Source organism: Streptomyces sp. NPDC127595, from assembly GCF_042671685.1.
In the GTDB taxonomy this organism is placed as follows: Bacteria; Actinomycetota; Actinomycetes; order Streptomycetales; family Streptomycetaceae; genus Streptomyces.
In genome coordinates, this window is sequence record NZ_JBHXWK010000009.1 from 53,541 (window position 1) to 77,686 (window position 24,146).

Annotated in this window: 24 protein-coding genes, 5 tRNA genes and 1 pseudogene; 10 read left to right on the top strand and 20 right to left on the bottom strand. The window is 70.7% G+C overall.

Features of this window, described 5'->3' with window-relative positions:
• Positions 1–61 precede the first annotated feature (61 nt).
• Positions 62–496 carry a TIGR02611 family protein gene (locus ACFVKT_RS26960; RefSeq protein WP_385735807.1) on the bottom strand — a complete coding sequence of 145 codons (435 nt, stop codon included), beginning with the start codon at positions 494–496 and terminating at the stop codon, positions 62–64.
• A gap of 191 nt (positions 497–687) precedes the next feature.
• Between ACFVKT_RS26960 and ACFVKT_RS26965 the strand changes: the two genes are divergently transcribed.
• Together ACFVKT_RS26965 and ACFVKT_RS26970 are read left to right on the top strand one after the other, a co-directional pair.
• On the top strand, positions 688–1,101 hold the full coding sequence (locus ACFVKT_RS26965; RefSeq protein ID WP_003959770.1) for an SsgA family sporulation/cell division regulator: 414 nt from the start codon (positions 688–690) through the stop codon (positions 1,099–1,101).
• A 267-nt stretch (positions 1,102–1,368) separates the two neighbouring features.
• Positions 1,369–1,929, top strand: coding sequence for a CGNR zinc finger domain-containing protein (locus ACFVKT_RS26970; protein WP_385735809.1), 561 nt, complete (start codon positions 1,369–1,371; stop codon positions 1,927–1,929).
• Between the two features lie 85 nt (positions 1,930–2,014).
• Here the strand turns inward: ACFVKT_RS26970 and ACFVKT_RS26975 are convergent, their stop codons facing one another.
• Positions 2,015–2,167, bottom strand: a complete 153-nt coding sequence (locus ACFVKT_RS26975) for a hypothetical protein (RefSeq protein WP_010988207.1) — start codon at positions 2,165–2,167, stop codon at positions 2,015–2,017.
• A 155-nt stretch (positions 2,168–2,322) separates the two neighbouring features.
• Complete coding sequence (locus tag ACFVKT_RS26980) at positions 2,323–2,766, bottom strand: hypothetical protein (RefSeq protein WP_385735811.1); 444 nt, start codon at positions 2,764–2,766, stop codon at positions 2,323–2,325.
• A gap of 209 nt (positions 2,767–2,975) precedes the next feature.
• Here ACFVKT_RS26980 and ACFVKT_RS26985 point away from each other — a divergent pair, with 209 nt between their 5' ends.
• Positions 2,976–3,497 carry a DsbA family protein gene (locus ACFVKT_RS26985; RefSeq protein ID WP_385735813.1) on the top strand — a complete coding sequence of 174 codons (522 nt, stop codon included), beginning with the start codon at positions 2,976–2,978 and terminating at the stop codon, positions 3,495–3,497.
• A gap of 30 nt (positions 3,498–3,527) precedes the next feature.
• Here the strand turns inward: ACFVKT_RS26985 and ACFVKT_RS26990 are convergent, their stop codons facing one another.
• The 3 genes from ACFVKT_RS26990 to ACFVKT_RS27000 form a co-directional block, all read right to left on the bottom strand.
• Positions 3,528–4,355 (bottom strand): GNAT family N-acetyltransferase, encoded by an 828-nt coding sequence (locus ACFVKT_RS26990; protein WP_385735815.1) that lies wholly within the window; start codon positions 4,353–4,355, stop codon positions 3,528–3,530.
• A 71-nt stretch (positions 4,356–4,426) separates the two neighbouring features.
• The gene (locus ACFVKT_RS26995; protein ID WP_385735817.1) at positions 4,427–5,248 is read right to left on the bottom strand and encodes an aminotransferase class IV; all 822 of its coding nucleotides are present in this window, start codon (positions 5,246–5,248) and stop codon (positions 4,427–4,429) included.
• A gap of 115 nt (positions 5,249–5,363) precedes the next feature.
• Entirely contained in the window at positions 5,364–6,401 is a 1,038-nt protein-coding gene (locus tag ACFVKT_RS27000; RefSeq protein ID WP_385735819.1) for a chorismate-binding protein, read from the bottom strand.
• Positions 6,402–6,558: 157 nt separating this feature from the next.
• Here ACFVKT_RS27000 and ACFVKT_RS27005 point away from each other — a divergent pair.
• The 5 genes from ACFVKT_RS27005 (at position 6,559) to ACFVKT_RS27025 (ending at position 7,035) form a co-directional block, all read left to right on the top strand.
• Positions 6,559–6,631, top strand: a tRNA-Gly gene (locus ACFVKT_RS27005).
• A gap of 39 nt (positions 6,632–6,670) precedes the next feature.
• Positions 6,671–6,744: transfer RNA gene (locus ACFVKT_RS27010), tRNA-Cys, on the top strand.
• 1 nt (position 6,745) lies between these two features.
• A tRNA-Val gene (locus ACFVKT_RS27015) sits at positions 6,746–6,817 on the top strand.
• A gap of 34 nt (positions 6,818–6,851) precedes the next feature.
• Positions 6,852–6,923: transfer RNA gene (locus ACFVKT_RS27020), tRNA-Val, on the top strand.
• A 40-nt stretch (positions 6,924–6,963) separates the two neighbouring features.
• Positions 6,964–7,035 (top strand) — tRNA-Val (locus tag ACFVKT_RS27025).
• 75 nt (positions 7,036–7,110) lie between these two features.
• Here the strand turns inward: ACFVKT_RS27025 and ACFVKT_RS27030 are convergent.
• The 4 genes from ACFVKT_RS27030 to ACFVKT_RS27045 form a co-directional block, all read right to left on the bottom strand.
• Positions 7,111–7,404, bottom strand: coding sequence for a zf-TFIIB domain-containing protein (locus tag ACFVKT_RS27030; protein WP_385735821.1), 294 nt, complete (start codon positions 7,402–7,404; stop codon positions 7,111–7,113).
• Between the two features lie 73 nt (positions 7,405–7,477).
• Complete coding sequence (locus ACFVKT_RS27035) at positions 7,478–8,413, bottom strand: phosphotransferase family protein (RefSeq protein ID WP_385735823.1); 936 nt, start codon at positions 8,411–8,413, stop codon at positions 7,478–7,480.
• 264 nt (positions 8,414–8,677) lie between these two features.
• Positions 8,678–8,887: a hypothetical protein gene (locus ACFVKT_RS27040; protein ID WP_384380227.1), complete on the bottom strand. Its 210-nt coding sequence runs from the start codon at positions 8,885–8,887 to the stop codon at positions 8,678–8,680.
• 244 nt (positions 8,888–9,131) lie between these two features.
• A complete protein-coding gene (locus ACFVKT_RS27045) occupies positions 9,132–9,371 on the bottom strand; it encodes a hypothetical protein (protein WP_266824867.1) in 240 nt (79 codons plus the stop codon).
• A 196-nt stretch (positions 9,372–9,567) separates the two neighbouring features.
• On the opposite strand from ACFVKT_RS27045, the gene ACFVKT_RS27050 reads away from it, so the two are divergent.
• On the top strand, positions 9,568–10,914 hold the full coding sequence (locus tag ACFVKT_RS27050) for a serine/threonine-protein kinase (protein WP_385736574.1): 1,347 nt from the start codon (positions 9,568–9,570) through the stop codon (positions 10,912–10,914).
• A gap of 3 nt (positions 10,915–10,917) precedes the next feature.
• On the opposite strand, the gene ACFVKT_RS27055 is transcribed toward ACFVKT_RS27050, so the two are convergent.
• The 10 genes and pseudogenes from ACFVKT_RS27055 to ACFVKT_RS27100 form a co-directional block, all read right to left on the bottom strand.
• A complete protein-coding gene (locus ACFVKT_RS27055; protein ID WP_385735826.1) occupies positions 10,918–11,736 on the bottom strand; it encodes a TrmH family RNA methyltransferase in 819 nt (272 codons plus the stop codon).
• Between the two features lie 64 nt (positions 11,737–11,800).
• A complete protein-coding gene (gene cobA / locus ACFVKT_RS27060) occupies positions 11,801–13,045 on the bottom strand; it encodes a uroporphyrinogen-III C-methyltransferase (RefSeq protein WP_385735828.1) in 1,245 nt (414 codons plus the stop codon).
• A gap of 155 nt (positions 13,046–13,200) precedes the next feature.
• On the bottom strand, positions 13,201–17,031 hold the full coding sequence (gene cobT, locus ACFVKT_RS27065) for a nicotinate-nucleotide--dimethylbenzimidazole phosphoribosyltransferase (protein WP_385735830.1): 3,831 nt from the start codon (positions 17,029–17,031) through the stop codon (positions 13,201–13,203).
• A gap of 345 nt (positions 17,032–17,376) precedes the next feature.
• Positions 17,377–18,597, bottom strand: a complete 1,221-nt coding sequence (cbiE, locus tag ACFVKT_RS27070) for a precorrin-6y C5,15-methyltransferase (decarboxylating) subunit CbiE (RefSeq protein ID WP_385735832.1) — start codon at positions 18,595–18,597, stop codon at positions 17,377–17,379.
• A 200-nt stretch (positions 18,598–18,797) separates the two neighbouring features.
• Complete coding sequence (locus ACFVKT_RS27075) at positions 18,798–19,433, bottom strand: GNAT family N-acetyltransferase (RefSeq protein WP_385735835.1); 636 nt, start codon at positions 19,431–19,433, stop codon at positions 18,798–18,800.
• 146 nt (positions 19,434–19,579) lie between these two features.
• Complete coding sequence (locus ACFVKT_RS27080; RefSeq protein ID WP_385735839.1) at positions 19,580–20,407, bottom strand: MetQ/NlpA family ABC transporter substrate-binding protein; 828 nt, start codon at positions 20,405–20,407, stop codon at positions 19,580–19,582.
• Between the two features lie 31 nt (positions 20,408–20,438).
• Positions 20,439–21,266 carry a MetQ/NlpA family ABC transporter substrate-binding protein gene (locus ACFVKT_RS27085; protein ID WP_385735842.1) on the bottom strand — a complete coding sequence of 276 codons (828 nt, stop codon included), beginning with the start codon at positions 21,264–21,266 and terminating at the stop codon, positions 20,439–20,441.
• A gap of 79 nt (positions 21,267–21,345) precedes the next feature.
• Positions 21,346–22,083: a methionine ABC transporter permease gene (locus tag ACFVKT_RS27090; RefSeq protein ID WP_385735845.1), complete on the bottom strand. Its 738-nt coding sequence runs from the start codon at positions 22,081–22,083 to the stop codon at positions 21,346–21,348.
• Entirely contained in the window at positions 22,080–23,171 is a 1,092-nt protein-coding gene (locus tag ACFVKT_RS27095) for a methionine ABC transporter ATP-binding protein (RefSeq protein ID WP_385735848.1), read from the bottom strand. The genes ACFVKT_RS27090 and ACFVKT_RS27095 overlap by 4 nt, the downstream gene beginning before the upstream one ends.
• A 314-nt stretch (positions 23,172–23,485) precedes the next feature.
• Positions 23,486–23,629 (bottom strand): annotated as a pseudogene (locus tag ACFVKT_RS27100) (HAD family hydrolase); the annotation flags it as partial.
• A gap of 156 nt (positions 23,630–23,785) precedes the next feature.
• Between ACFVKT_RS27100 and ACFVKT_RS27105 the strand changes: the two are divergent.
• Complete coding sequence (locus ACFVKT_RS27105; RefSeq protein WP_385735851.1) at positions 23,786–24,145, top strand: hypothetical protein; 360 nt, start codon at positions 23,786–23,788, stop codon at positions 24,143–24,145.
• The last annotated feature ends 1 nt before the right edge of the window (position 24,146 follow it).

The window sequence follows — 24,146 nt, forward strand, 5'->3', positions numbered from 1 at the left end:
CCCATGTCAGAGGGTGGCTTCGACCGGCCGAGGGGTCATCGGAGGCCCCGCACGCGGGGCGTCACTCCTTGATGTTCCAGGGCATCTCGAAGCCGAACTTCCAGACGTAGACGGCGACGAGGGCCACGATGATCACGAGCCCGATCGTCGTGAGGATGATGTTGCGGCGCCGCACCTCGGGGTCGAGCGCGCGCTGCGTCGCCTCGGTCACTTTGCGTTTCGTCCAGCGGAGCACGAGCTGCGCCCAGACGAACTCGGTCGCCCAGATCGCCATGCCACCGAAGATCACCAGCCAGCCGGGACCCGGCAGCGGAAGCATGATCACGCCCGCGCCGACCACCGCGAGCCCCACGATGAAAACGCCCACCTGCCAGCTCAGGTGCAGCGTGCGACGCGCCTTGATGAAATGCGGCGCCCGTGAACCGAGCGGTCGCTCGGCCTTCGTCTCGTCATCGGCCATGGCGATCTCACCCGGCTCGTCACTCCCCGTATTCATACGGCCAAACCCTACCCGAGAGAAACCAGTCACCGGAATGGTCCTATCCGGCGAACGTGCTCTCGGCCGGATGAGTTACGTAAAGGCACGCAAAACACTCAGAGGGGTTTACAACGGCACCGTAGGTGGCATGTCGATTTCGCCGACGTGCGAATCCCCGAGCGCACACTGAGCGAAAGGCCCTGGCGCTTATGAACACCACGGTCAGCTGCGAGCTGCACCTGCGCCTCGTTGTGTCGAGCGAGTCCTCACTGCCTGTTCCCGCAGGACTGCGGTATGACACGGCCGATCCCTACGCCGTGCACGCCACCTTCCACACCGGAGCCGAGGAAACCGTCGAGTGGGTGTTCGCCCGCGACCTCCTCGCCGAGGGCCTGCACAGGCCCACCGGTACCGGCGACGTCCGAGTCTGGCCGTCCCGGAGCCATGGCCAGGGCGTCGTATGCATCGCCCTGAGCTCCCCAGAGGGCGAAGCCCTGCTCGAGGCCCCTGCGCGGGCCCTGGAGTCGTTCCTGAAGCGAACGGACGCCGCCGTGCCCCCCGGCACGGAACATCGGCACTTCGATCTCGACACGGAGCTCTCACACATCCTGGCCGAGAGCTGAGACGAGATACCTCAGAGCCGCCCGGCGCCGTCCACTCGGGGAGACGGCTCGGGCTTGGACAACCGAATAAGGAACACACCGGCGCCGTCGCCGCGGATCTCCGCGGGGGCGGCGCCGGTGCGCGTGCCCGGCAGAACGCCGGGTGCCGCGTGACTGCCCCCGGCCGCGCCCCGGCCGAACTGGCACCCCTCCCCCGCGCCCCCGAGCCACTACCATCGGCCAGCATCGGGCGGGCGCCGGCCCGACCCCCAGGCCAGGGAGCGAAACGTGCTGATCACCCACGACACCCGGTGTGCCCTCGACGCCGTGGTGGATCTGGTGAACACCGCGCCGGAGGACCACACGACGGACGACAGCCTCGCGAATGTCGCGGCGCTCGCCGATTTCGTACGAAAGCACGAGATCAGCGATGTCGGCGTGCTGTCGGAGCACGATCTCGCGGCCGTGCACAGTGTTCGGGACCGGTTCGCCGGGATCTTCGCCTCCGCCGATCCGCGGTTCGCCGCCGGTCTCATCAACGAGCTGATCGCAGCCGCGGGCACCACGCCCCGGCTCACCGACCACGACGGCTACGACTGGCACGTCCACTATTTCGCGCCGGGCGCCTCGATCGCCGACCACCTCGCGGCCGACTGCGGGATGGCGCTGGCCTTCTTCGTGGTGGCGGGGGAGCAGGAGAGGCTCCGCCGCTGCGAGGCCCCCGACTGCCGGCGCGCCTTCGTCGACCTGTCCCGCAACCGCTCCCGCCGCTACTGCGACAGCCGCACCTGCGGAAACCGCCTCCACGTGGCCGCGTACCGCGCACGCCGCAAGGAAGCGGCGGGCTGACGGACGTATCCCTCCAGGCTCGGCCCGGAACTACGGCGGGTTGACGGAGCCCTCGGCGGGTGGCGCCAGGGGCTCCGTGTACGGCTCAGAGCAGCAGCAGGTCGTGCAGCGAAGCCATGAGCAGGAGACAGCCGATCACCGCTAGAAAGATCATCAGCGGTGGCTGGGAGAGCGCGAAGAGACAACCACGCCGCTCCTCGGGCGGGGCGGCGGTGTCGCTCTGTGTTGTGTCCAGCATCTCGCGGGCGATGATGACGCAGCGAACTCCCGCTGTCGATCAACACGCCCGGAAAACACGGGAGTTCGCCGGATCACGTGATGACGGCGCTCGAACGTGATCGGTTACGCGCGCTGTGTGAGACGTCTGTGTCGTTTCAGTCGGTCATGGCCCCGTCATATGCCGTGCTTCTTCAGGATGGCCTCGATGTCGCTGAAGTCGTCCCCGGAGCCGGTGGCACGAGGGGTCGCCGCCGGTCGGGCAGCAGGGCGGGCGGCCTGGCCGAGTGAGGGCGCCGAGGCCGCGGGAGCCACCGCCTCGCGCTGGGCAGCCCGGGCCGCCTTGCGTTCCTTTCGGGTACCGCCGCCGCGTCGCTCCACTGCGCGTGAGGTCATGAACAGCAGCCAGGCACCGCCGAGCACGACGAAGCCCGCCCACGCGGTCGGACTGAACGCCGTGTCGGCCAGCCAGCCGACGACGCCGGTCATCACCAGGCCGACCGGCACCAGCGAGTAGGCGGCGATGCGCGTCGCCGCGAGGAAGCGCTTGCGGTAGGCGGTGACCGCGGCAATACCCAGGCCGGCCGCGGAGACGGCGGAACAGACGGTCTCGGCAATCATCCGGTCCTCCAGGCAGGGGCTCGGTCGGGCGAAGTCGGTTCGTCCCCATCCATCCTGCACCGCCCGGCGCCCGGTATGCCATGCCCGGGGCGGACCTCAGGGAGATCTCGGGGTAGCCGTCCTCCCCAGGTCCCGGTCCGAGTGCGCAGGCCGGGCTCCTCGTCGGTCCCGGTTGGGGTGCTCGCGCCGGGGCTGGAAGACTGGTGTCCATGAACGACTCCTCATCCGCACGTCCGGCCGCCGTTCTGGACGTCTGGTGCGAACTGCAGTGCCCTGACTGCCGCAGCGCCCTCGACGACCTGCGCGCACTGCGCGCCCGCTACGGCGACCGCCTGGAGCTGCGGCTGCGGCATTTCCCGCTGGAGAAGCACAAGCACGCGTTCGCCGCGGCGCAGGCCGCCGAGGAGGCCACGGAGCAGGGGCAGGCGTGGCCGTACATCGAGGCGGTGCTCGGCCGCGTCGAGGAACTGAACCGTCAGGGCGAACCCTTCCTGATCGAGGTCGCCCGCGAACTCGGCCTGGACGCCGAGGAGTTCGACACCGCCCTGATCGACGGCCGGCACATCCTGATCGTCGACGCCGACCAGGCCGAGGGCAAGGCCATCGGCGTGACCGGCACCCCGACGTACGTCATCGGCGGCGAACGCCTCGACGGCGGCAAGAGCCAGGAAGGCCTGCGGGAGCGCATCGAGGAGATCGCGGACCGCCTGCTGGCCGAGCAGGAGGCGTAACTTCGGACGGCGGGCGCCTGCTGACCGGTCCTACAGCAGGCTCTTGTAGAGGTGGTACATCGTCGTCTCGTAGCCGAGTGACTCGTAGAGCCGCTCGGCCGGGGTGTTGCCCGCGAAGACGTTGAGGGCGATGCGGCTCCTCCCGGCGGCGACCGCCTGCGCCTCGGCCAGCAGCATGAGAGTACGGCCGTGTCCCTTGCCGCGATGCGCCTCTCGGACCTCGACGTTGTAGACGAAGGCGCCTCCGTCACGCTCGCCCAGCCACAGGTCACCGACCAGCTTGTCCTCGTGTTCCAGGACGCTGAACAGCATGTTCTCGGTGGCGAGCCCCTGCGGCAGCAGCTGATCGTGGCTCTCGTTCGACCTGGCGTACGCCTCCGCCTCCGGCACGCCGCGGCTGATCCAGTCCTGCGCGAAGCCCTCCCTGCCCTCCCGGTCCCAGGGCTCGTACTCGGCCTGCGTCATGGGGCGACCGCGACTGCCGGCGGACAGTTCGGGCGGGGGCCCCTCGCCGAGCTCCTTCTCCATCCAGCGGTTGCGGGTGACGTACCCGAGCGCCTCGGTGAGCCGGAGTCCGGCCCCGGCGCCGGAGGGGACCGACGTCTCGATCCGCTCGCAGCCCCAGCCGCGCGCCACCTCCTCCGCGGCGAGCGCGGCCACCGTGCCGCGACCGCGTCGACGGTCCGGCTCCTCGATGCGGAGTTCGCGGATCTGGGCGACGCCCGGCCCGAAGACGGCGTGGGTCGCGAGGTGGACGGCGCCCACCGGACGGCTGTTCACACACACTTGGTAGTGCCGCGAACGCGTCCCGTCGACGGCGTGCTGGAGCGGCTCGGTCGGCCGCAGGGTGGTGGTCATCAGAGGTGTTGTACCCGCCCTGCGGCCTGCCGTCATCCTGGTTTCCGCGACATGGGTCCCCTACCGGTGTCCTACGGGTCGAGATCGTTCCCGGCCCGCTCGTCGAAGATCCGCATCGCCTTCGCGGTCACCGGGCCCGGCGCGCCCGGGAGTTCGCGGGTGTCGACTCGGTGCACGGCCTGCACATCGCGGAGTGTGGAGGTCAGGAAGATCTCCTCGGCGGACTCCAGGACGTCCAGCGGCAGATCGGTCTCCTTGGCGCCCGTCCACTCGACGGCGAGCGCGCGCGTGATGCCGGCGAGGCAGCCGGAGGCGAGGGGCGGGGTGTGGATCTCGCCGTCGAGGACGACGAAGACGTTCGACCCCGTGCCCTCGCACAACTGGCCGACCGTGTTGGCGAACAGCGCCTCGGACGCGCCCTGTTCGCGCGCGCGGGCCAGAGCGACGACGTTCTCGGCGTACGAGGTGGTCTTGAGTCCTGTCAGGGCGCCGCGCTCGTTGCGGGTCCAGGGGACGGTGATCACGGCTGTGGAGTCGGGTCGCCGGTCGGATTCACCGAGGGCGACGACCAGGGTCGGGCCGTGCTCACCGCGGTCGGAGCCGAGCGGGCCGTGGCCGCCGGTGTACGTGATCCGCAGCCGGCCGAGGGGCATCGGATTGGCGTCCAGGACGGCGGCGCAGGCGTGGCGCACCTCGTCCAGGTCGGGCGCGGGCAGCCCGAGGCCGCGTGCCGAACGGGCGAGCCGGTCGAGGTGGCGGGTCAGCGCGAACGGCCGCCCGCCGACCGCCTTCACGGTCTCGAAGATGCCGTCCCCCACGGTCAGTCCGTGGTCGAAAACGGAGACGCGGGCAGCCTCGATGTCCTGCAGCCCGCCGTCGAGCCAGAGCTTCACTGAATTCCACCTCGCTGGAAAGTGCCGGGTCCGTCGTTCGACGTGATGGTCCGGCCCGGGGGTCCGGCGCGCGGCGGAGCCGCTGTCCGGTGCGGCGTCCCCGGGACACAGCACGTCAGGGTCCCCCACCTGCCTCGTACTCCCCCGACGCTACCGCGAGAAGCCGGGCAGCCTTCAGCTCGGTCTCCCGCCACTCCCCCTCCGGGTCGGAGCCCCAGGTGATCCCGGCTCCCGTGCCGAACCGCAGAACCCCTTCGTCCCGGTCGATCCAGAAGGTACGGATGCCGACCGCGAGCTCCGCGGTGCCACGGTCGGCGTCGACCCAGCCGATGCCTCCGCAGTAGGGGCCGCGCGGCGCGGTTTCCAGGGCCTCGATGATCCGCAGGGCGCTGGACTTGGGGGCGCCGGTCACGGAGCCGGGCGGGAAGGCGGCGGAGAGGAGCTCCGGCCAGCCCGCGTCCTCGTGCAGCTCGCCGTGGACGGTGGAGACGAGGTGGACCAGACCCGGGTGTTTCTCGACGACGCACAGGTCGGGGACGGTGACGCTGCCGGTGGCACAGACCTTGCCGATGTCGTTGCGGACCAGGTCCACGATCATCACGTTCTCGGCGAAGTCCTTCTCCAGGAGGTCTGCCTCGGTGCGTCCGGTGCCCTTGATCGGGCCCGATTCGACGATCCGGCCCTCTCGGCGCAGGAAGAGTTCCGGGGACGCGGTCGCTATCTCGACGCCGTGGCCGGGCAGCCGGATCGTTCCTGCGTACGGCGCCGGGTTGCCGCGCGCGAGCAGGGCGGTGAGCGCGTCCACGTCGGCGTCGGGGGCGACGGGTGCGGACAGGACGCGGCAGAGGTTCGCCTGATAGACCTCGCCGGCTGCTATGTGCGCGCGGATACGGCGTACACCCTCGATGTACGCGGCGCGGTCGAGGGACGACTTCCAGTCACCGGTCGCGGGGCCCCGCCACTGCCCGGGCACCGGTGCCGGTACGGGTTCGTCCCGTATGTCCCGGAAGCGGGCGCACACAAGCCGTCCCTCGAAGTCGGCGGACACGGCCCAGAAGCCGGTGGAGTCCAGAGCCGATGCGTCGCTGGTCACATCGACGAGGCCGGTCGCGATGCGGCCGCCGAAGCGAGCGAGGGGAGGGAGGTCGAGCACGCAGTCGAGTCTAGGGTGGGTGACCTGCGGGTGCCCCGGCCGTGTCCGTGGAGTGGACGTACCGCAGCACGCTGCACAAACGCGTTTTTGTGCTGGCCCGGGAATCCGCTAGAGTTCAACACGTCGCCGCGACGCGCAAGCCGAACGGAAACGACAAGCGGACGTAGCTCAGTTGGTAGAGCGCAACCTTGCCAAGGTTGAGGTCGCCAGTTCGAACCTGGTCGTCCGCTCGCAGGACGTGGGGGCTCTTCCTGATCCCCCGCACTCCTGGTGGAGTGGCCGAGAGGCGAGGCAACGGCCTGCAAAGCCGTCTACACGGGTTCAAATCCCGTCTCCACCTCCAAGGACGATTAGCTCAGCGGGAGAGCGCTTCCCTGACACGGAAGAGGTCACTGGTTCAATCCCAGTATCGTCCACTGGTCCGCAAGGACTCGGTCCGTAAGGATCCCCGCGCGATTAGCTCAGCGGGAGAGCGCTTCCCTGACACGGAAGAGGTCACTGGTTCAATCCCAGTATCGCGCACGCAGCACCAGCAGTAGGCGTGGCTCAGGCCGCGTGACCTGCGCGATTAGCTCAGCGGGAGAGCGCTTCCCTGACACGGAAGAGGTCACTGGTTCAATCCCAGTATCGCGCACCGCCCGAAGTCCCCAGCCGTCTTGTACGGCTGGGGACTTCGTCGTTCCGGGACCCTCATGGGGCCCCGGGAGCCTCAGGACGAGAAGAGCATGCGGCCGAAACTCTTCTGACGGTGGTGGCCGCCGTAGTGACCGCCGTGGCCTCCGTGACCGCCGTGCTGCGGGGCACCCCAGGCCGGCGCGGGCGCACCCTGGTACGGGCCTGCCTGGGGCGGCGGCGCGGGCTGCTGCCACTGGGACTCCATGCGGGTCAGCGACTCCAGCTCGCCGTAGTCGAGAAATATCCCGCGGCACCCGCTGCACTGCTCGATCTGGACGCCATTGCGGTTGTACGTGTGCATCGGCGCATGGCACTTCGGACACTGCATGCTCGGCTCAACTCCTCGCCGTCGGTACTGCTTCCGCCAGGACAGACACTGCCCGGCTTCGGTCGGTTGCACCCTACTTCGCGAAATCGTGCACCAACTCGGGCGGGGCGCCGCTCATTCGGTCACAGGCGTCGAGAACGGCCTGCTCCACCTCGTCCAACGGCCGCTCCTCCACAGCGGACTTGACGATCGCCAGCGCCGCCGTCTGCACGGTGAGGGCGCGGGCCGCGACGTCCAGGGCGGGCCACGGGTCGCCGTGGGCGGGGACGGCCGGGCCGCCCGCGTGCCGGTAGGCCGTGAGGAAGCGGGTCCAGTCGTCGGGCGGGAGCAGGCCGCAGGCGTACCAGGCGGCCGGGCGGGCGAGGTCCCAGGCCGGGACGCCCACGCCGAGGTCGTCCACGTCGATGAGCTGCCATGGCCCGGCCGCCGCGGGGTGACGTACGAGCTGGCCGAGGTGGAGGTCGCCGTGGCAGAGGGTCGACGTAGCCGGCATGGCCGCTTCCGCGCGGGCCCAGGGCGGGAGGGCGGCCCAGGCACGCAGGACCGGGGTGGCCGCCGGGTGCGGACCCACCGCCCCGAGCCGGGCGATCGCACGGGCCGCCTTCGCGGGGCCACGCATGGGCGGCAGTCCGTCCGGCGCGGGCGCCTGGTGCAGGCGGGCCAGCAGCGTGGCGGCGTCCTCCCAGGGCGCGGCCTCGGGATTCTCCGGGTCGACGGGGGTGCCGTACGGCCAGAAGCTCACCAGCCGGCCGTGGAGGTCGACGGGCGCTGGGCGGAGTGGGGCGAGGAGGATCCCCGCGAGGGCGGGGTCAGCGGCAACCGCCAGGCGGCCGGCGAGTTCCGCCGGGTCCGTGCCGGGTGCGTGCGCCTTGGCGACGGTGTCGCCGTGCCGGACGACGGTCCCGTCCTGCCGGTCGGCGAGCACGGTGTCGGCATGAGCACAGGCACGCTCCGCGTGGGCCGCGCCCCGCGCCTTCGCAACCAGCCCCGGCAGCAGGTCTACGGTCACGACTCCCCCTGAAGTACGACGGCTCCCTGTGAGCCTACGCAGGCCCCGAAAGCCCTGAACCGCAACCACCAATTGAGCAACCCCCACGGCGAGCAACCACGTCCGCGAAAGCGGCGCCGGTTTAGGCGCAAGGACGGCACAAAAACGCCCGCGCAGCTCCCCAGCTGCGCGGGCATTTTTTGCCGTCCGCCGCACCCCCGTCCCCACGGGGTTTCATGGCCGGATGTCCCCGCCCGGACCGCTCTTCCGGGCCTGGGGCGCCGCTCAGCGCCCCAGCATCACGCCCACGGACGACGCTTGTGTGACCACTGCTTCCCAGCCGCCGAAGACGACTACGAGCAGGGCCGCCAGGGGGAGGACCATCGCTGTCGCCACCAATGGGTGACGGCGGCCCTGGCGGCGGGTGCCGAACGCGGCGGCGTATGCCTTGCGTCCCTGCGTGCGGATCACTGTCCGCGATGCCGTGTGGGCCATGGTCCTCTCCTGACCGAGCTTCTGTTGTGGCTGGCAGCGGCGGGTGTCTGACCTCGGGGGACGAGTGCTGCACCCGCCGCTTGACAACAAATCTAGGCGTGCGGCGCCGTTGGGTCGTCATGCCCTCGTACCGATTGGCGGGCCTCCCGGAGGATGACCGATGACCTGGGGAGTACTCCCCAGGGTGGAGACCAGGTCCTGGGCCTCAGGGTCTTCCCGGAGGGGGTGTCCGGTCCGTCCCCGGCTATCCGGACTGTTCCGAGCTGTCCTCCCGGGGGACCGGCTGCTCCACCAGCGCCAGCACCCGGGTCGCCATGAAGCGGGCGGTACGCACCACTGATCCGCTTCGGGTGACTTCGCTCACTTCCACGACACCTCGGCGGACCGCGGTCTCCACCCTGCGGCCTGCCCTGCTTGCCACCACCTCGTACGTACGCGTCGTGTCCCCGGCGTCCACGACTATCTCCACTCGGTCACCCTTCACGGGCTCAATCCCCCTTCTGCGACGGATGGTTGGGATCACAGCCAGCCCAAAGCCGTACTGTTCACACGCTCCCTGACCACCTTTCAAGTTTCCCACCCGGCACTGACAATCGATCGGGCCGAGAGGGCGCGGCCTCTGCGCGCCACCGGCCGCGTAAACGTAAGCTGTGGCTCGTCAAACGGACCGGGCAGCGGGGATGGACATGGCGATGATGCGCCTGAGGCGCGAGGACCCGCGTGTCGTCGGCTCGTTCAGGCTTCACAGGCGGCTCGGCGCGGGTGGTATGGGTGTGGTCTACCTGGGCTCCGACCGGCGCGGGCAGCGGGTCGCGCTCAAGGTGATCCGGCCGGATCTGGCGGAGGATCAGGAGTTCCGGTCGCGGTTCGCGCGGGAGGTCTCTGCCGCGCGGCGGATTCGCGGCGGGTGCACGGCGCGGCTCGTGGCGGCGGATCTGGAGGCGGACCGGCCGTGGTTCGCCACGCAGTACGTTCCCGGGCCCTCCCTGCACGACAAGGTCGCCGACGACGGGCCGATGGCCGCCGTCGATGTGGCCTCCGTGGGTGCCGCTCTCTCCGAGGGGCTCGTCGCGGTGCACGAGGCCGGGGTCGTACACCGCGATCTCAAGCCGTCCAACATCCTGCTGTCCCCGAAGGGGCCGCGGATCATCGACTTCGGGATCGCCTGGGCCACGGGGGCGAGCACCCTCACGCATGTCGGTACGGCTGTCGGATCGCCGGGCTTCCTCGCGCCCGAGCAGGTGCGCGGGGCCGCCGTCACTCCGGCGACGGACGTCTTCGCGCTGGGCGCCACGCTCGCCTACGCGGCGACCCAGGACTCTCCCTTCGGGCAAGGCAGTTCCGAAGTGATGCTCTACAGGGTCGTGCACGAGGAACCCCAACTGCACGGCGTTCCGGACGCGCTGGCCCCCCTCGTACGGGCGTGTCTGGCGAAGGACCCGGAGGAGCGGCCCAGCACGCTCCAACTGTCTTTGCGGCTCAAGGAGATCGCCGCCCGCGAAGCTCAGGGGATGGCCGATGTCCGCCCGCCCGCGCCGCGCACCGATCCCGACCGGCCGACGGGGCGGCTCGCCGAGCAGTACGCCGAGCAGCGCACCCAGCGGCGTCCGCAGGGCACTCCCCCGCCGCGGACGGGCGGAACGAACGGCGGCGGCGCTACACGATCGGGGACGGGGGCGCGTCCAGCTCCCCCACGGAACACCGGTCGCTCGGGCAGCAGGCCCGCGCCCCGCAGCGGTACCGGGCGTCCGGGACCCAGAACCACCGGTACGGGCCGGCGGCCCGCCAACCCGCGCCTGTTGCGTCAGCGGCTCTTCGTGTTCGTCGTGGTGACGTTGCTGGTGGCGCTGGGGATCGCGGCGGCGCAGGGGTGTCAGGGTCCGGCGCGCAGCCTCGATGACGACGGTGGCGTACGGGACCTCGTACGGCAGGAGCAGTCGTTGGAGCCGCCGCCCGCAGGGGATCTGATGCAGCAGCAGTACCCGAGTGAGCCGCAGCGGGACGGCCAGGGCCTGTCCGGCGCGTAGCGCCTAGAGTTGCGGGCGGCCGGTCGCCACCGCGTAGAAGGCGACGGCGGCGGCCGCTCCCACGTTGAGCGAGTCGACGCCGTGGGCCATCGGGATGCGGACCCACTCGTCCGCCGCCATCAGGGCCTTCGTGGAGAGGCCGTCGCCCTCCGCGCCGAGCATCAGCGCGACCCGGTCCATACGGTGCGGGGTGGCCTCGTCGAGGGACATCGCCTTCTCGTCGGGGGTGAGGGCGAGGAGACTGAAGCCGGCGTCGCGGACTGATTCCAGGCCCTTGGGCCAGGAGTCGAGGCGGGCGTAGGGGACCGCGAAGACGGCGCCCATGGAGACCTTCACGCTGCGGCGGTACAGCGGGTCCGCGCAGTCCGGGGAGAGCAGGACCGCGTCCATGCCGAGGGCGGCGGCGGAACGGAAGATCGCGCCGATGTTGGTGTGGTCGTTGACCGACTCCATGACGACCACGCGGCGCGTGGTCTGCAGGAGTTCGTCCGCGGTCGGCAGCGGTTTGCGCTGCATGGAGGCGAGTGCGCCGCGGTGTACGTGGTAGCCGGTGACCTGTTCGGCGAGTTCCGGGCTGACCGCGTACACCGGGGCCGGGAGCTCGTCGATGACGTCGCGCATGACATCGACCCACTTGGCGGAGAGCAGCATCGAGCGCATCTCGTACCCGGCGTCCTTGGCACGTCGGATGACCTTCTCGCCCTCGGCGATGAACAGGCCCTCGGCGGGTTCGCGCTTGCGGCGCAGTTCCACGTCGGTCAGGCCCGTGTAGTCGCTCAGACGGGGGTCGGCGGGGTCCTCGACGGTGATGAGATCGGCCACAGGGTGATACTGCCTTGTCCTGGGTGCGGTGCCAACGGCTGGGAAGGTGTTGTGTTACCGGGGGTTACTGGGAGTCCTTCGGCGGACTGTGCGTGCCCACGTTCACGACCTCGCCGATGACGATGACCGCGGGGGGCTTCACATCCTGCGTGCGGACGGTTTCCGCGACCGTCTCCAGCGTCGCGTCGACGCGGCGCTGCGCCGACATCGTGCCCTCCTGGACCAGGGCGACGGGGGTGTCGGCCGCCTTGCCGTTGGCCATGAGCGTGCGGGCGATGGCGCCGATCTTGTCGACGCCCATGAGCACGACGAGCGTGCCGCGCAGTTTGGCGAGGGACTGCCAGTCGACCAGGGAGCGTTCGTCGTCGGGGGCCACATGGCCGCTGACCACGGTGAACTCGTGGGCGACCCCGCGGTGGGTGACCGGAATGCCCGCGGCGCCCGGAACCGAGATCGAGCTGGAGATACCGGGGACCACCGTGCAGGCGATGCCCGCTTCGGCGAGGGCCTGGGCCTCCTCCATACCGCGGCCGAAGACGAAGGGGTCGCCGCCCTTCAGCCGTACGACCGACTTGCCCTGCTTGGCGTGCTCGATCAGCGCGTTGTTGATGGCCTCCTGGGCCATGAAACGGCCGTACGGGATCTTCGCCGCGTCGATCACCTCGACATGGGGCGGGAGTTCGGCGAGCAGGTCGCGCGGGCCGAGGCGGTCGGCGATGACCACGTCCGCCTCGGCGAGGAGGCGCCGGCCGCGGACCGTGATCAGGTCCGGGTCGCCGGGGCCGCCGCCGACGAGAGCGACGCCGGGGGCGCGGGTGCGGTGGTGGGGGGCGACCAGGGTGCCGTCGCGCAGGCCTTCGACCACCGCGTCGCGGATCGCGGCGGTGCGGCGGGGGTCGCGGCCGCGGGCGTCCGTCGTGAGGACCGCCACGGTGACGCCCTCGCTGTGGCCGGTGGCCGGGGTCCATGCCGTCGCCGCGTCGGCGTCGTCCGAGCGGACGCACCAGACGCGGTGGCGTTCTGCTTCGGCGGAGGCTTCGGCGTTCGCCTTCCGGTCGCGGGTGGCGATCAGGGCGTACCAGGTGTCCGCCAGGTCGCCGTCCTCGTACGGACGCTTCGTCCAGGTGATCTCGCCCGCGTCCGCCATCGCTTCCACGGAGGGAGTGGCCTCCGGGGATACGAGGTGGATGTCCGCGCCCGCCGCGATGAGCGCCGGGAGACGGCGTTGGGCGACCTGGCCGCCGCCGAGGACCACTACGCGGCGGCCGGTGAGGCGGAGGCCTACGGGGTAGGCGGGGTGTTCGGCCATGGCGGTGCGGCTCCTCGGGCGGGGCCGCTGCGCTCGGCTGGAGCGGCCTTGACGTGCTGTTTCTGGGTGCGGGTCCACGATACGGCGGGGGTGGGCGGGCCGGGTTCCCTCCCGCGGTCCGCCCCTTCCCGGAACCGACGGCTGTGCCCCTGGGGCTATTTCTCGGTTACCCCGGCCGAGTCGAACGTCGCCACCTCGTGCATCGCCCGCGCCGCGCTCTGCACCACCGGCAGCGCCAGCAGCGCGCCGGTGCCTTCGCCGAGGCGGAGGTCGAGGTCGACCAGCGGGCGCAGGCCCAGCTTGTTCAGGGCGGCCACGTGGCCCGGCTCGGCGCTGCGGTGGCCGGCGATGCAGGCGGCAAGCACCTCGGGGGCGATGGCACGTGCCACGAGGGCTGCGGCGCCGGCGCTGACGCCGTCCAGGATCACCGGGGTGCGGAGGGAGGCGCCGCCGAGGAGGAGGCCGACCATGGCCGCGTGTTCAAGGCCGCCGATGGCCGCGAGGACGCCGATGGGGTCGGCCGGGTCCGGCTGGTGGAGTTCGATGGCGCGGCGTACGACCTCGGTCTTGCGGGCGAGCGTCTCGTCGTTGATGCCGGTGCCCCGGCCCGTCACCTCTGCCGGGTCGGTGCCCGTGAAGACCGAGATGAGGGCCGCCGACGGGGTGGTGTTGGCGATGCCCATCTCACCGGTCAGCAGGGCTTTGTTGCCTGCCGCCACGAGGTCGCGGGCCGTCTCGATGCCCACCTCGATGGCGGCGATGACCTCCTCGCGGGTCATCGCGGGACCGGTCGTCATGTCGGCGGTTCCCGCGCGGACCTTGCGCGGCAGCAGGCCCGGTGTGGCCGGGAGGTCGGAGGCGACGCCCACGTCGATGACGCAGACCTCGGCGCCGACCTGGTTGGCGAAGGCGTTGCAGACCGCGCCGCCGCCGAGGAAGTTGGCGACCATCTGCGCGGTCACCTCCTGCGGCCAGTGGGTGACGCCCTGGGCGTGCACACCGTGGTCACCGGCGAAGATCGCGACCGCCGCGGGCTCCGGGATCGGCGGCGGGCACATCCGGGACAGGCCCGAGAGCTGTGCGGAGATGATCTCCAGCATGCCGAGGGCGCCGGCGGGCTTGGTCATCCGCTTCTGGCGTTCCCAGGCCTCGCCGAGCGCCTTGGCGTCCAGCGGACGGATGTTGGAGACCGTCTCGGCGAGCAGGTCGTGCGGCTCCTCACCGGGCAGCGCGCGACGGCCGTACGTCTCCTCGTGGACGACCCAGGACAGCGGGCGGCGCTTGGACCAGCCCGACTGCATCAGCTCGGGCTCTTCCGGGAACTCGTCGACGTAACCGACGCAGAGGTACGCGACGACCTCCAGGTGCTCGGGGAGGCCCAGGGCGCGGACCATCTCCCGCTCGTCGAAGAAGCTGACCCAGCCGACGCCGAGGCCCTCGGCGCGGGCCGCGAGCCAGAGGTTCTCGACGGCGAGCGCGGAGGAGTACGGGGCCATCTGCGGCTGCGTGTGGCGGCCCAGCGTGTGGCGGCCGCCGCGGGTCGGGTCGGCGGTGACGACGATGTTCACCGGGGTGTCGAGGATGGCCTCGATCTTGAGTTCCTTGAACTGCTTCGCGCGGCCCTTGGGCAGCGACTTCGCGTACGCCTCGCGCTGGCGGGCCGCGAGTTCGTGCATCGAACGCCGGGTGTCGGCGGAACGGATGACGACGAAGTCCCAAGGCTGGGAGTGGCCTACGGACGGTGCCGTGTGGGCCGCCTCCAGGACACGGAGCAGGACGTCGTGCGGGATCGGGTCGCTGCGGAAGCCGTTGCGGATGTCGCGGCGCTCACGCATCACCCGCAGGACGGCCTCGCGCTCCGCGTCGTCGTAGCCGGGTGCCGCCGGGCCGGTGGACTCTCGTACGTCTGCCACTGCGGCCGTGCTCTCTTCCTGGTCGGCGCCCTGGGTGGCCAGGTCGTCCGCTTGCTGTGCGACCACGGTTTCCGGGGGCGCCGGGAGCGGCTGCGGTACGGGGGGTACCTGGACCTCTGCCGCTGCCTCGGCCTCCTCCGTTCCCTCTCCGTCTCCCGCTGCGTCGCGGGGCGCGGGTACGGGAGCGACGAGTTCCGTTTCGGGGGCGGAGGGCGCCGAGGTCTCTACGGCGGGCACCTCGGCGGGCTCGTCGGCCGGGGGCTGCTCCTCCGTGGGGAAGGGCGGCACCGTCATGGCATGCGGCGGGGTCGGGGCGAGGTGCGGGGTCGTCGGCACCGTGCCCTCCACCGGCACGAACTGGCCGAGGGACCGGTCGGGGTGGGGCTGAGCCGCGTGGGGGTCAAGAGGGGCGGACTGGAGACCGGACGGGACTGCTCCGTCGCCGGGGGCCGGGAGATGTTCGCCATGGGCATGGGCCACAGCCGCGTGCGGCGCCTGCGCGTGCGCGCCCACTCCTGCCGGTACCCCGTGCCGGGGCTCGGCCGCCGCCACCTCGGCGAACGCCGGGGGCGCCTCCACGGGGAGCGCTTGCTCCGGTGCCTGGGCCTGCGGCAATGGCTGCGCCAGAGCATGGTCGGGAGTGTGCTGGACCTCCACAGCGGATCCCGTGTCCGCGAACTGAGCGGCGGGGTCCGGGAGGCGGCCGGCGGAGGCGGCGAACTGGCCTGCCTGAACCGCGAACCGGGGCTCCGGAGCCGCCGTCGTGTCAACCGGCTGCTCTTCCCGGTCGACGGGGTGGCCGACCGGATGCACGACCGCCGGGTCCGTGAGTTCAGAGGGAGTCGCGAGTACTCTGCGCGGTTTCGGCTCGGGCGTGAGGTTCGGCTCGGGTGCGAGCAACTCGCCGTCGGAGGGGGCCGGCGCCTGCGCGGCGAGGTGCGCGGGCGCGGCGTAGGCGGTGGCGTCCATCGGCTCCGGGGCGTGCGCCACCCCCGGGAAGGGCGTCTCGTCCAGGTCCTGCGGGAGATGCGAGCCCAGTGATCCGTCCGGGGAGGGCACGGCTTCGGGAGCCTGGGGGGCGAAGGCCTCTGGCTGTGGGGACTCGGGGACGGGCGAGGGGGCCGGAACCTCAGCGACGTCCTGGGCTCCGGGAATCTGCGCCGACCCCTGGACCTGACCGGTTTCCGGTTCCTGAGGGACCTCGGCGAGCGCCTCGGGCTCAGCCGGGCCCAGGTCCTGGGAAGCCCGCGCGGCCTCCGGGACCTCATGGGCCCCCGATTCCTGAGAGGCCGCCGCGAGCGCCCGGTCCTCCGCAACATCCTGCGCCGGGTCATGAGGAGCATGTTCGAAAGCCGGCGCGGCCTGGGCGGACTCCGCACCCTGTGCCGCCTCCGGGACGACCGTTTCTGCAGCGGGCTGGTCCGGACCCGACGGCGGGGCGCCCCACGGCATCGCGCCCTGCGGCGGGGTCTCGGAGAGCTGTTGCACATCCAGGTACTCGGGGCCGACGGTCGGCGGCCCGGGGTGGCGTACGGGAGTCACGGGGGTGCTGAACGCGGCTCCGGCAGCGGGGCTCACCGGCGCCCCCGCAGGACCGCGGTCGGCGAGCGAGCGGACCGGGCTCGCGGAGCCGTCCGGGGTCGGCGGGCCGAGGTGCAGCGGGCGGCGGACCGGCGTCGGCTGCGGGGCCGGCACGGGCTCCCGTACGGGTTCCGGCGCGCGGACAGCGCTGAGGTCGACCGAGCCGCTGTCCCGTCCGGCCGTCTCGTGCGGACCGGGCTCCTGCGGACCCGGCTCGTGCAGGCCCTGCTCGTGCAGGCCCTGCTCATTCGGTCCCGGCTCATTCGGTCCCGGCTCGTGGACGAACGGCATCGGGGCCGGCGGCGGCACCTCGTTGCCCCACGCGCCCTGTGCCCCCGGGGCGCCCGGCATCAGGAGCAGGTCGTCGTCATCGGCGGGGGTCTCGGAGGGGTCGAGGAAGGTGTAGGCACCCGGCGCGAGGACGCCCGGCTGATCCACCATGCCTGCGTTCTCCGGCAGTCCCTCGCCCGGGACCTGGCCGGTGTCAGTCATGCGTACCCCTCGCCCATCGGTTAGTGCTTCCAAGTCCAGCTCGCCCGGAACGGCGCACCGACCGCCCCATGGTGAAGAACGAGCGCGCATGCCCAGCGGCACGAACGACCGTCCAAGAAAGACGACAAAGCCATTAACTGGCATTATCCCGGTCGTTCCGCCCTGGCGACAGCTTGATCCGCGAGGGCCCGCTGTGGACTGCGCCACGTTGCGCGTCCTCCGGTCCCGCCGTACCACACACACCTCAAAACGGGCGTGTTTTCCGGACATTGGCCTACGAAAGGCTGATCCCCCGAGAGCGGTACAACGATCGGCCAGCCTACCGCGCGCAGTACGACAACAGGATCACAGGGCGCGTTCGGTGCGATCGGGCAGACGGCCTGTGAGCAGGAACGCGACGCTCCGTTCCGTCTCCGTCCAGGCCCTGATGTCGAGTTCGACGGACTGGATGAGGGAGCACTCCACCTGGTATCCGCGCTCCGTCAGGTGCCTGCCGATGAGTTCGGCGGCGTCGCGGGTCGAGGCGTGCGTGACGATGCACTGCGGCCGGCGGTCGGCGACCGCGGAGACCACCGCGACTCCGCCGCCCCCGACCCGTACGACATCGGGTTCGGGCAGGTCTTCCAGGATGTGTGGCGCGGCGCCGTGCACGATCTGCATCTGGACGCCGAACCGGCGCGCGGAGTCCTCGGTGCGGGCGCAGGATCCGGGGTTCCGGTCGACCGCGATGACGGCGGCGCCGGTGCGCGCCGCCTCCGTGGCGAAGGCGCCGCTGCCGGATCCGATGTCCCAGACGAGGTCTCCGACGCGCGGCCCCAGGCGGGCGAGTTGGGCGGCGCGCAGCAGATCCGACTCACCTTCGCCGAGTGCGCCGCCGTACGCCTTCGCGGGGAGCGCCCAGCCGCGCGGTCCGGAGGCCGGCTCGGGTCCCGCGATCCAGCTGCCGCCCTCCGCCGCGGCCACGAAGCCGCCGATGACGATGACAACGTTGGGATCGCGCCAGGTGTGGTCGGCCGCCTTGTCGGAGGTGAGGATCGTGACCTGTTCGTTGGCGGTGCCGAGTTCCTCGCAGATGACGAAGGTGCGGTGCACTCCGTCCATGAGGAGGCCGAGTTCGGCGGGACCCGCGCCGGGCGAGGTGAGGACGGCGACCTTGGTGTGTGCGCGGCATACGTTCACTGCGCGTCTCAGGGTGCGGGCATGTGCGACGACCACGTGTGCGTCGTCCCAGGGCATTCCGGCGCGGGCGAACGCGGTGGCCACCGAGGAGACGGCGGGGACGACTTCGACCTCCAGGCCGAACTCGGGGCCCCGCAGGGTGCGGACGACGCCGAAGAAGCCCGGGTCCCCGTCGGCGAGGACGACGGCACTGCCCCGGTGGTTGGCGATCCGGCGAGCGGCGAGGGCGACGCTGCCGAGGCGTATGCGTTCGGCGGTCGGGGGCACTTCGGGAAGTGCGAGGTGATGGGCCGTGCCGGCCACCAGTGTGGCGCCGCCGAGAGCTGAGCGCGCCGCGGCGGTCAGCGGCGAGCCGTCCCAGCCGATCACCGTGACCCGGTCGGCCATCGTCGTCAGTCTCCAGAAAGGTTTTCGCAGGTCGTCAGGGCGGGCCCGTGGGCGGGCTCCGTGAGAGTACCTGGTACGGCTGCGCGGCGTCCTGACGGGCTCCGGGGGGGGAGCGGTCCCGCGGATTCCGCGCCGGGGGCCGATGGAGTCCAGGTCCGCCTCCGAGGGCTTCCCGGTCTCCCCTCGCGGACTCCCCGGAGTCAGTTCCAGTCGGAGAACGACGTGAAACCGCTGTCGGCGAACTGTTCGCCCACGCCGTCGAGGTCCTCCGGCAGGAGGCTCCACACGATGTAGTCGGTGCGTACGTCGGTCCAGTCGCCGTCCTCGGTACGGGTGCGCGCTATGCAGGCGCCCCGCAGGACACCCTCGCTGATGCAGCCGATCTTCTGGGCGACCTGCTGCGAGGCGGTGTTGTCGGCAGCCGTACGCAGTTCGATGCGCTCGAACTTCTGCTCACGGAAGAGCCATTGGGCGGTGGCGAGCGCGGCTTCAGAGGCATAACCCTCGCCCCGGGCCCAGGGGGCGATGATGTACGACAGCTCGGTGGACCGCACATGCCAGTTCGTCTTGGCCAGCTGGATGATGCCGACCAGGCGCTGGGTGAGGAACTCGGTGACGGCGAGGTCGAGTCCACGGCCCGCTTCGCGTTCGGTGGGCGCGTAGTCGGTGATCCAGGAGCGGGCGCCGTCCTCGGTGAAGGGCTGGGGCACCGCTGTCCAGGCCGCGACCATCTCGTCGTTCATCATCTCGGTCAGGGCGGCGACGTCGTCGTCCTCGAGCGCACGCAGTACCAACCGCTCCGTGCTGATGGAGATGTCGGGGAAGGTGCTCGTCATGCGCCGCTCCGTAACCTTCGGGAACCTCGGGCCCCAGGGAACCGCCGGGCCCGCTGAACTGCCCAGCATGCAGCATGAAACCACCGGGACGCACCACGGGGTCCACTCCAAGTGATGGAGAGGACCCCCTGCGGTGACGAAGGCTGTCAGCCGGAAGTGACCGGCAGGACCGAGCCCTTGTACTTGTCCTCGATGAACTTCCTGACCTCCGGCGAGGTCAGGAGCTCGGCGAGCTTCTTGACCCGCGGATCGTCCTCGTTGCCCTTCTTGACCGCCAGGAGGTTCGCGTAGGGGTTGTCCTTCGCGGACTCCAGGAGGATCGCGTCGGTGGCCGGGCTGAGACCCGCGTCCTGGGCGTAGTTGTTGTTGATCACCGCTGCGGCCACGTCGTCGAGCGAGCGCGGCAGCTGGGCGGGCTCCAGCTCCTTGAACGTCAGGTGCTTCGGGTTGGCCGTGATGTCCTCGGGGGACGCGGTCGTACCGGCACCCTCCTTGAGCGTGATGACGCCCTTGGAGGCAAGGAGCTTGAGGGCGCGTCCCTCGTTGGTGACGTCGTTGGGCACCGCGACGGTGGCCCCGTCGGCGAGCTCGGTGACGTCCTTGACCTTCTTCGAGTACACGCCCATGGGAGGCAGATAGGCCTTGACGACCGACACCAGGTCCGTGCCCTTGGACTTGTTGAAGTCGTCCAGGTAGGGCTGGTTCTGGTAGAGGTTCGCGTCGAGCGAGCCCTCCTGGAGCGCGGTGTTCGGCAGGACGTAGTCCGTGAACTCCGTGATCTTCAGATCGAGTCCGGCCTTCTTGGCGAGATCCTTCTGTATGTACGACAGGACCTCGCCGGCCGGTACGGCGGTGGCGCCGACGACCAGGGCGTCGTCGTCACCGCTGCCGGAGTCCGAGCCCGAACCGCAGGCGGCCAGTCCGAGGCCGAGGGCGATCGCGGCGGACACCGCGGAAATGACGTGCTTACGCATGGCGTTGACCCCTCTGAAACCGGTCGTCCCGTCAGAACGACGGGATGACGGAACCCTCGTACTTGTCCTCGATGAACTTCTTGACCTCGGGCGAGGTGAGGAGCTCCGCGAGCTTCTTGACCCGGGGGTCGTCCTCGTTGCCCTCCTTCACAGCCAGGAAGTTGCCGTAGGGGTTGTCCTTCGCGGACTCCAGGACGAGGGCGTCCTTGGCGGGCGAGAGGTCGGCCTCGATGGCGTAGTTGCCGTTGATCACCGCGGCGTCGACGTCCTCCAGGGAGCGGGGCGTCTGGGCCGCCTCCAGCTCCTTGAACTTGAGGTCCTTCGGGTTCTTGGTGATGTCCGAGGGGGTCGCTTCGTTGCCCACGCCGTCCTTGAGCGTGATGATCCCGTTGGCGGCGAGCAGCTTCAGCGCGCGTGCCTCGTTGACGCTGTCGTTCGGGACGGCGATCGTCGCGCCGCTCTTCAGCTCGTCGGCGCTCTTGACCTTGCTGGAGTAGAGGCCGAGCGGCTCCAGGTGCACCGTGACGACGGGCACGATGTGGGTGCCGTTCTTCTTGTTGAAGTCGTCGAGGTACGGCTGGTTCTGGAAGTAGTTGGCGCCCACGGACCCGTCCTCGGTCGCCGTGTTCGGCGTGACGTAGTCGGTGAACTCTCTGACCTCCAGGTCGAGGCCCGCCTTCTTCGCCAGGTTGTCCTTGACGTAGTCGAGGATCTCCGCGTGCGGGACCGGGCTGGCGGCGACGATCAGCGGACCGCTGGTGTCGGAGGCGGAGTCCTTGTCCGAACCGCAGGCGGTGAGGCCGAGGGTGAGGGCTCCGGCTGCGAGGACGGCGGTGCTGAGCTTTGTGGCGTTACGCACGAAAAGTGCCTTTCCATGTGGGTGTGACTGTCCCCGTGCTGGGTGATACGGGGAAATCTGCGGGTGGGTGAGGAAGTACTCAGGCGACCTTGCCGACGTCCGCGGCCGCGGGCTCCTTGGCCTTCAGGAGCCTCAGCCGCGGCCCGGCCCCGGACTGGCCACCGCGCCGGTGCAGCCCGCGCGCCGCGTAGTCGCCGGCGAACTGGATGACCGAGATGACCACGGCGAGGATGCCGACGGTGATCCACATCAGCTCGGTCTCGAAGCGCTGATAGCCGTAGCGGATCGCGATGTCGCCGAGGCCCCCGGCGCCGACGGTGCCGGCCATCGCCGAGTAGCCGATGAGGGCGACGATCGTGGTGGTCGCCGAGGAGATCAGTGACGGCAGGGACTCCGGCACGAGGACTTTGCGGACGACGGTCCAGGTGTTGCCGCCCATCGACTGCACGGCCTCGACGAGCCCGCCGTCCACTTCGCGGACAGCCGTCTCGACAAGGCGCGCGAAGAAGGGGATCGCTCCGATCGCGAGCGGCACGATGGCGGCCTCACGGCCGATCGTCGACCCGGTGAGCCAGCGCGTGAAGCCCATCAGCGCGACCATCAGGATGATGAACGGCATGGAGCGGGCGATGTTCACGATCTGCCCGATGACCCTGTTCGCCAACACGTTCTGGAGCAGCCCGCCGCGGTCGGTGAGGACGAGCAGGATGCCGAGCGGCAGCCCGCCGGCGACGGCGATGAGCGTGGACCAGCCGACCATGTAGAACGTGTCCCAACACGCCTGGGACAGCAGCGGCTGCATCTCCGACCAGGTCACTTGGCACCATCCTTCAGCAGTACGGGCGCCTGGCCCTGGACGTCGATCTGCAACCCCTGTTCACGCAGGAACCCGATCGGCACGACGTTCTCCTCGTAGCGGCCGGGCAGTTCGATGCGCATCCGGCCGACCTGCTTGCCCGCGACGGTGTCCACCGCGGCGCCGAGGATCGAGATGTCGATGTTGTAGGTGCGGGAGAGCCGCGAGATGACGGGCTGGGTGGCGGCCTCGCCGTGGAAGGTGACGTCGATGACCGTGCGGTCGTCGTCGCTCGGGTCGCCGCTCACCGGGAAGAGCGCGGCGGCCAGTTCGGAGCCGGGCGTCGCGAGCAGTTCGCTGACGGTGCCGGACTCGACGATCCTGCCGTTCTCCATGAGGGCGGCCGAGTCGCAGATGGTCTTGACGACGTCCATCTCGTGCGTGATGAGCAGGACGGTCAGGCCCAGCTGCCGGTTCAGGTCGCGCAGCAGCTGGAGGATGGAGCGGGTGGTCTCCGGGTCGAGGGCGCTGGTGGCCTCGTCGGAGAGCAGCACCTTCGGGTCGCCGGCCAGGGCGCGGGCGATGCCGACGCGCTGCTTCTGTCCGCCGGAGAGCTGGGCCGGGTAGGACTTGGCCTTGTCGGAGAGGCCGACCAGGTCCAGCAGGTCGAGAGCCTTGCGGGAACGTTCCTTCCCCGACACGCCGAGGATTTCGAGCGGCAGCTCGACGTTGTCCTGGACCGTGCGCGAGGACAGCAGGTTGAAGTGCTGGAAGACCATCCCGATGTGGCTGCGCGCCTTGCGGAGCTCGCTGCCCGCGCGGGGGCCGCGGCCGGCCAGCGCGGTGAGGTCCTGTCCGGCGACGGTGACCGTGCCGGACGTGGGGCGCTCCAGGAGGTTGACGCAGCGGATGAGCGAGGACTTGCCGGCGCCGGACTGGCCGATGACGCCGTACACCTCGCCTTCGCGGACGTGCAGGTCGACGCCGTCGAGGGCGGTGACCTCACGGCCGCGCGAGCGGTAGACCTTGGTCAGGTCTGTGGTCGTGATCACTGGGGTTTCCGTCACTGTTGAGTGCGGGGCGTGGATGTGCGCCTTGCACGGGTGCATTCGGTCTTGAACGCGGCACGGTTCTCGCGGTGGCGATGGCAGCCGGGGTGTGAAGAAGAATCGTGTGCGCGGGGCAGCGACCGTCACGTCCGGGGACGGACAGGGCGCGCCGGCTCGCTTCGGGGCGCGAGACTCGGGGTGGTGCGAGGGCCCTCTAGAAGGCGCACATTCGACACATACAACGAGCACCGGGCGTCATGGTCGCCTCGGTCGCAAGGGTGCGGCTGCTCGTCGTGGTCATGGGATCAAGTAAAGCAGACACAAAGGTGGGGCCCACCATCGCTGTCCGTATACCGGACAGTGGTGGACAGCTTTCAGCCCGGGGCGGAGTGCGCCACTCCGTGCGCCGTGACCAGCGCCGACAGCGCGGAGAGGTCCTCGACCACGAGGTCGGCGTCCAGCTCGTGGGACCGGTGGGCTGTGGCCAACGCCACGGTGGTCATTCCGGCGGCACGGCCGCCTACAGGACGTCGGCGGCGGCGATCAGCATCTTGGGACGGATACCGACCGCGCCTCGGCCGCCGCCGGGTGGCGGCCTGGACACCCGGGGTGTCCACAGGGCACACCCCGGGGGCAGGCGCAGTAGGTCTTTTGGCCCGTAATAGGGTCGGCACATGCTTGATGCCCTGACGGTCGCGACCGCCGTCGCCGCGCTCGCGCTCGCCGCCTGGTGCGGGTGGGCCGCCTACCGCGATCAGCCCACCAAGGACTGGCACTTCATCGGTATGGCCGTGGTGTCACTGCTCGCCGTGGTCCAGCTGGTGATCGGCATCGTCCAGCTGGCGCGCGGCGAGAAGCCGGAACAGGGCACGACGATCTTCGTGGCGTATCTGGTCGGCGCCTTCGCCTGCATCCCGGCCGCGGGTTTCATGTCGCTGACCGAGCGCACCCGCTGGGGATCGATCACCGTGGCCGCCGGCGGCTTCGTCCTCGCCGTTCTCGAGGTCCGGCTCTATGACATCTGGGGAGGCTGAG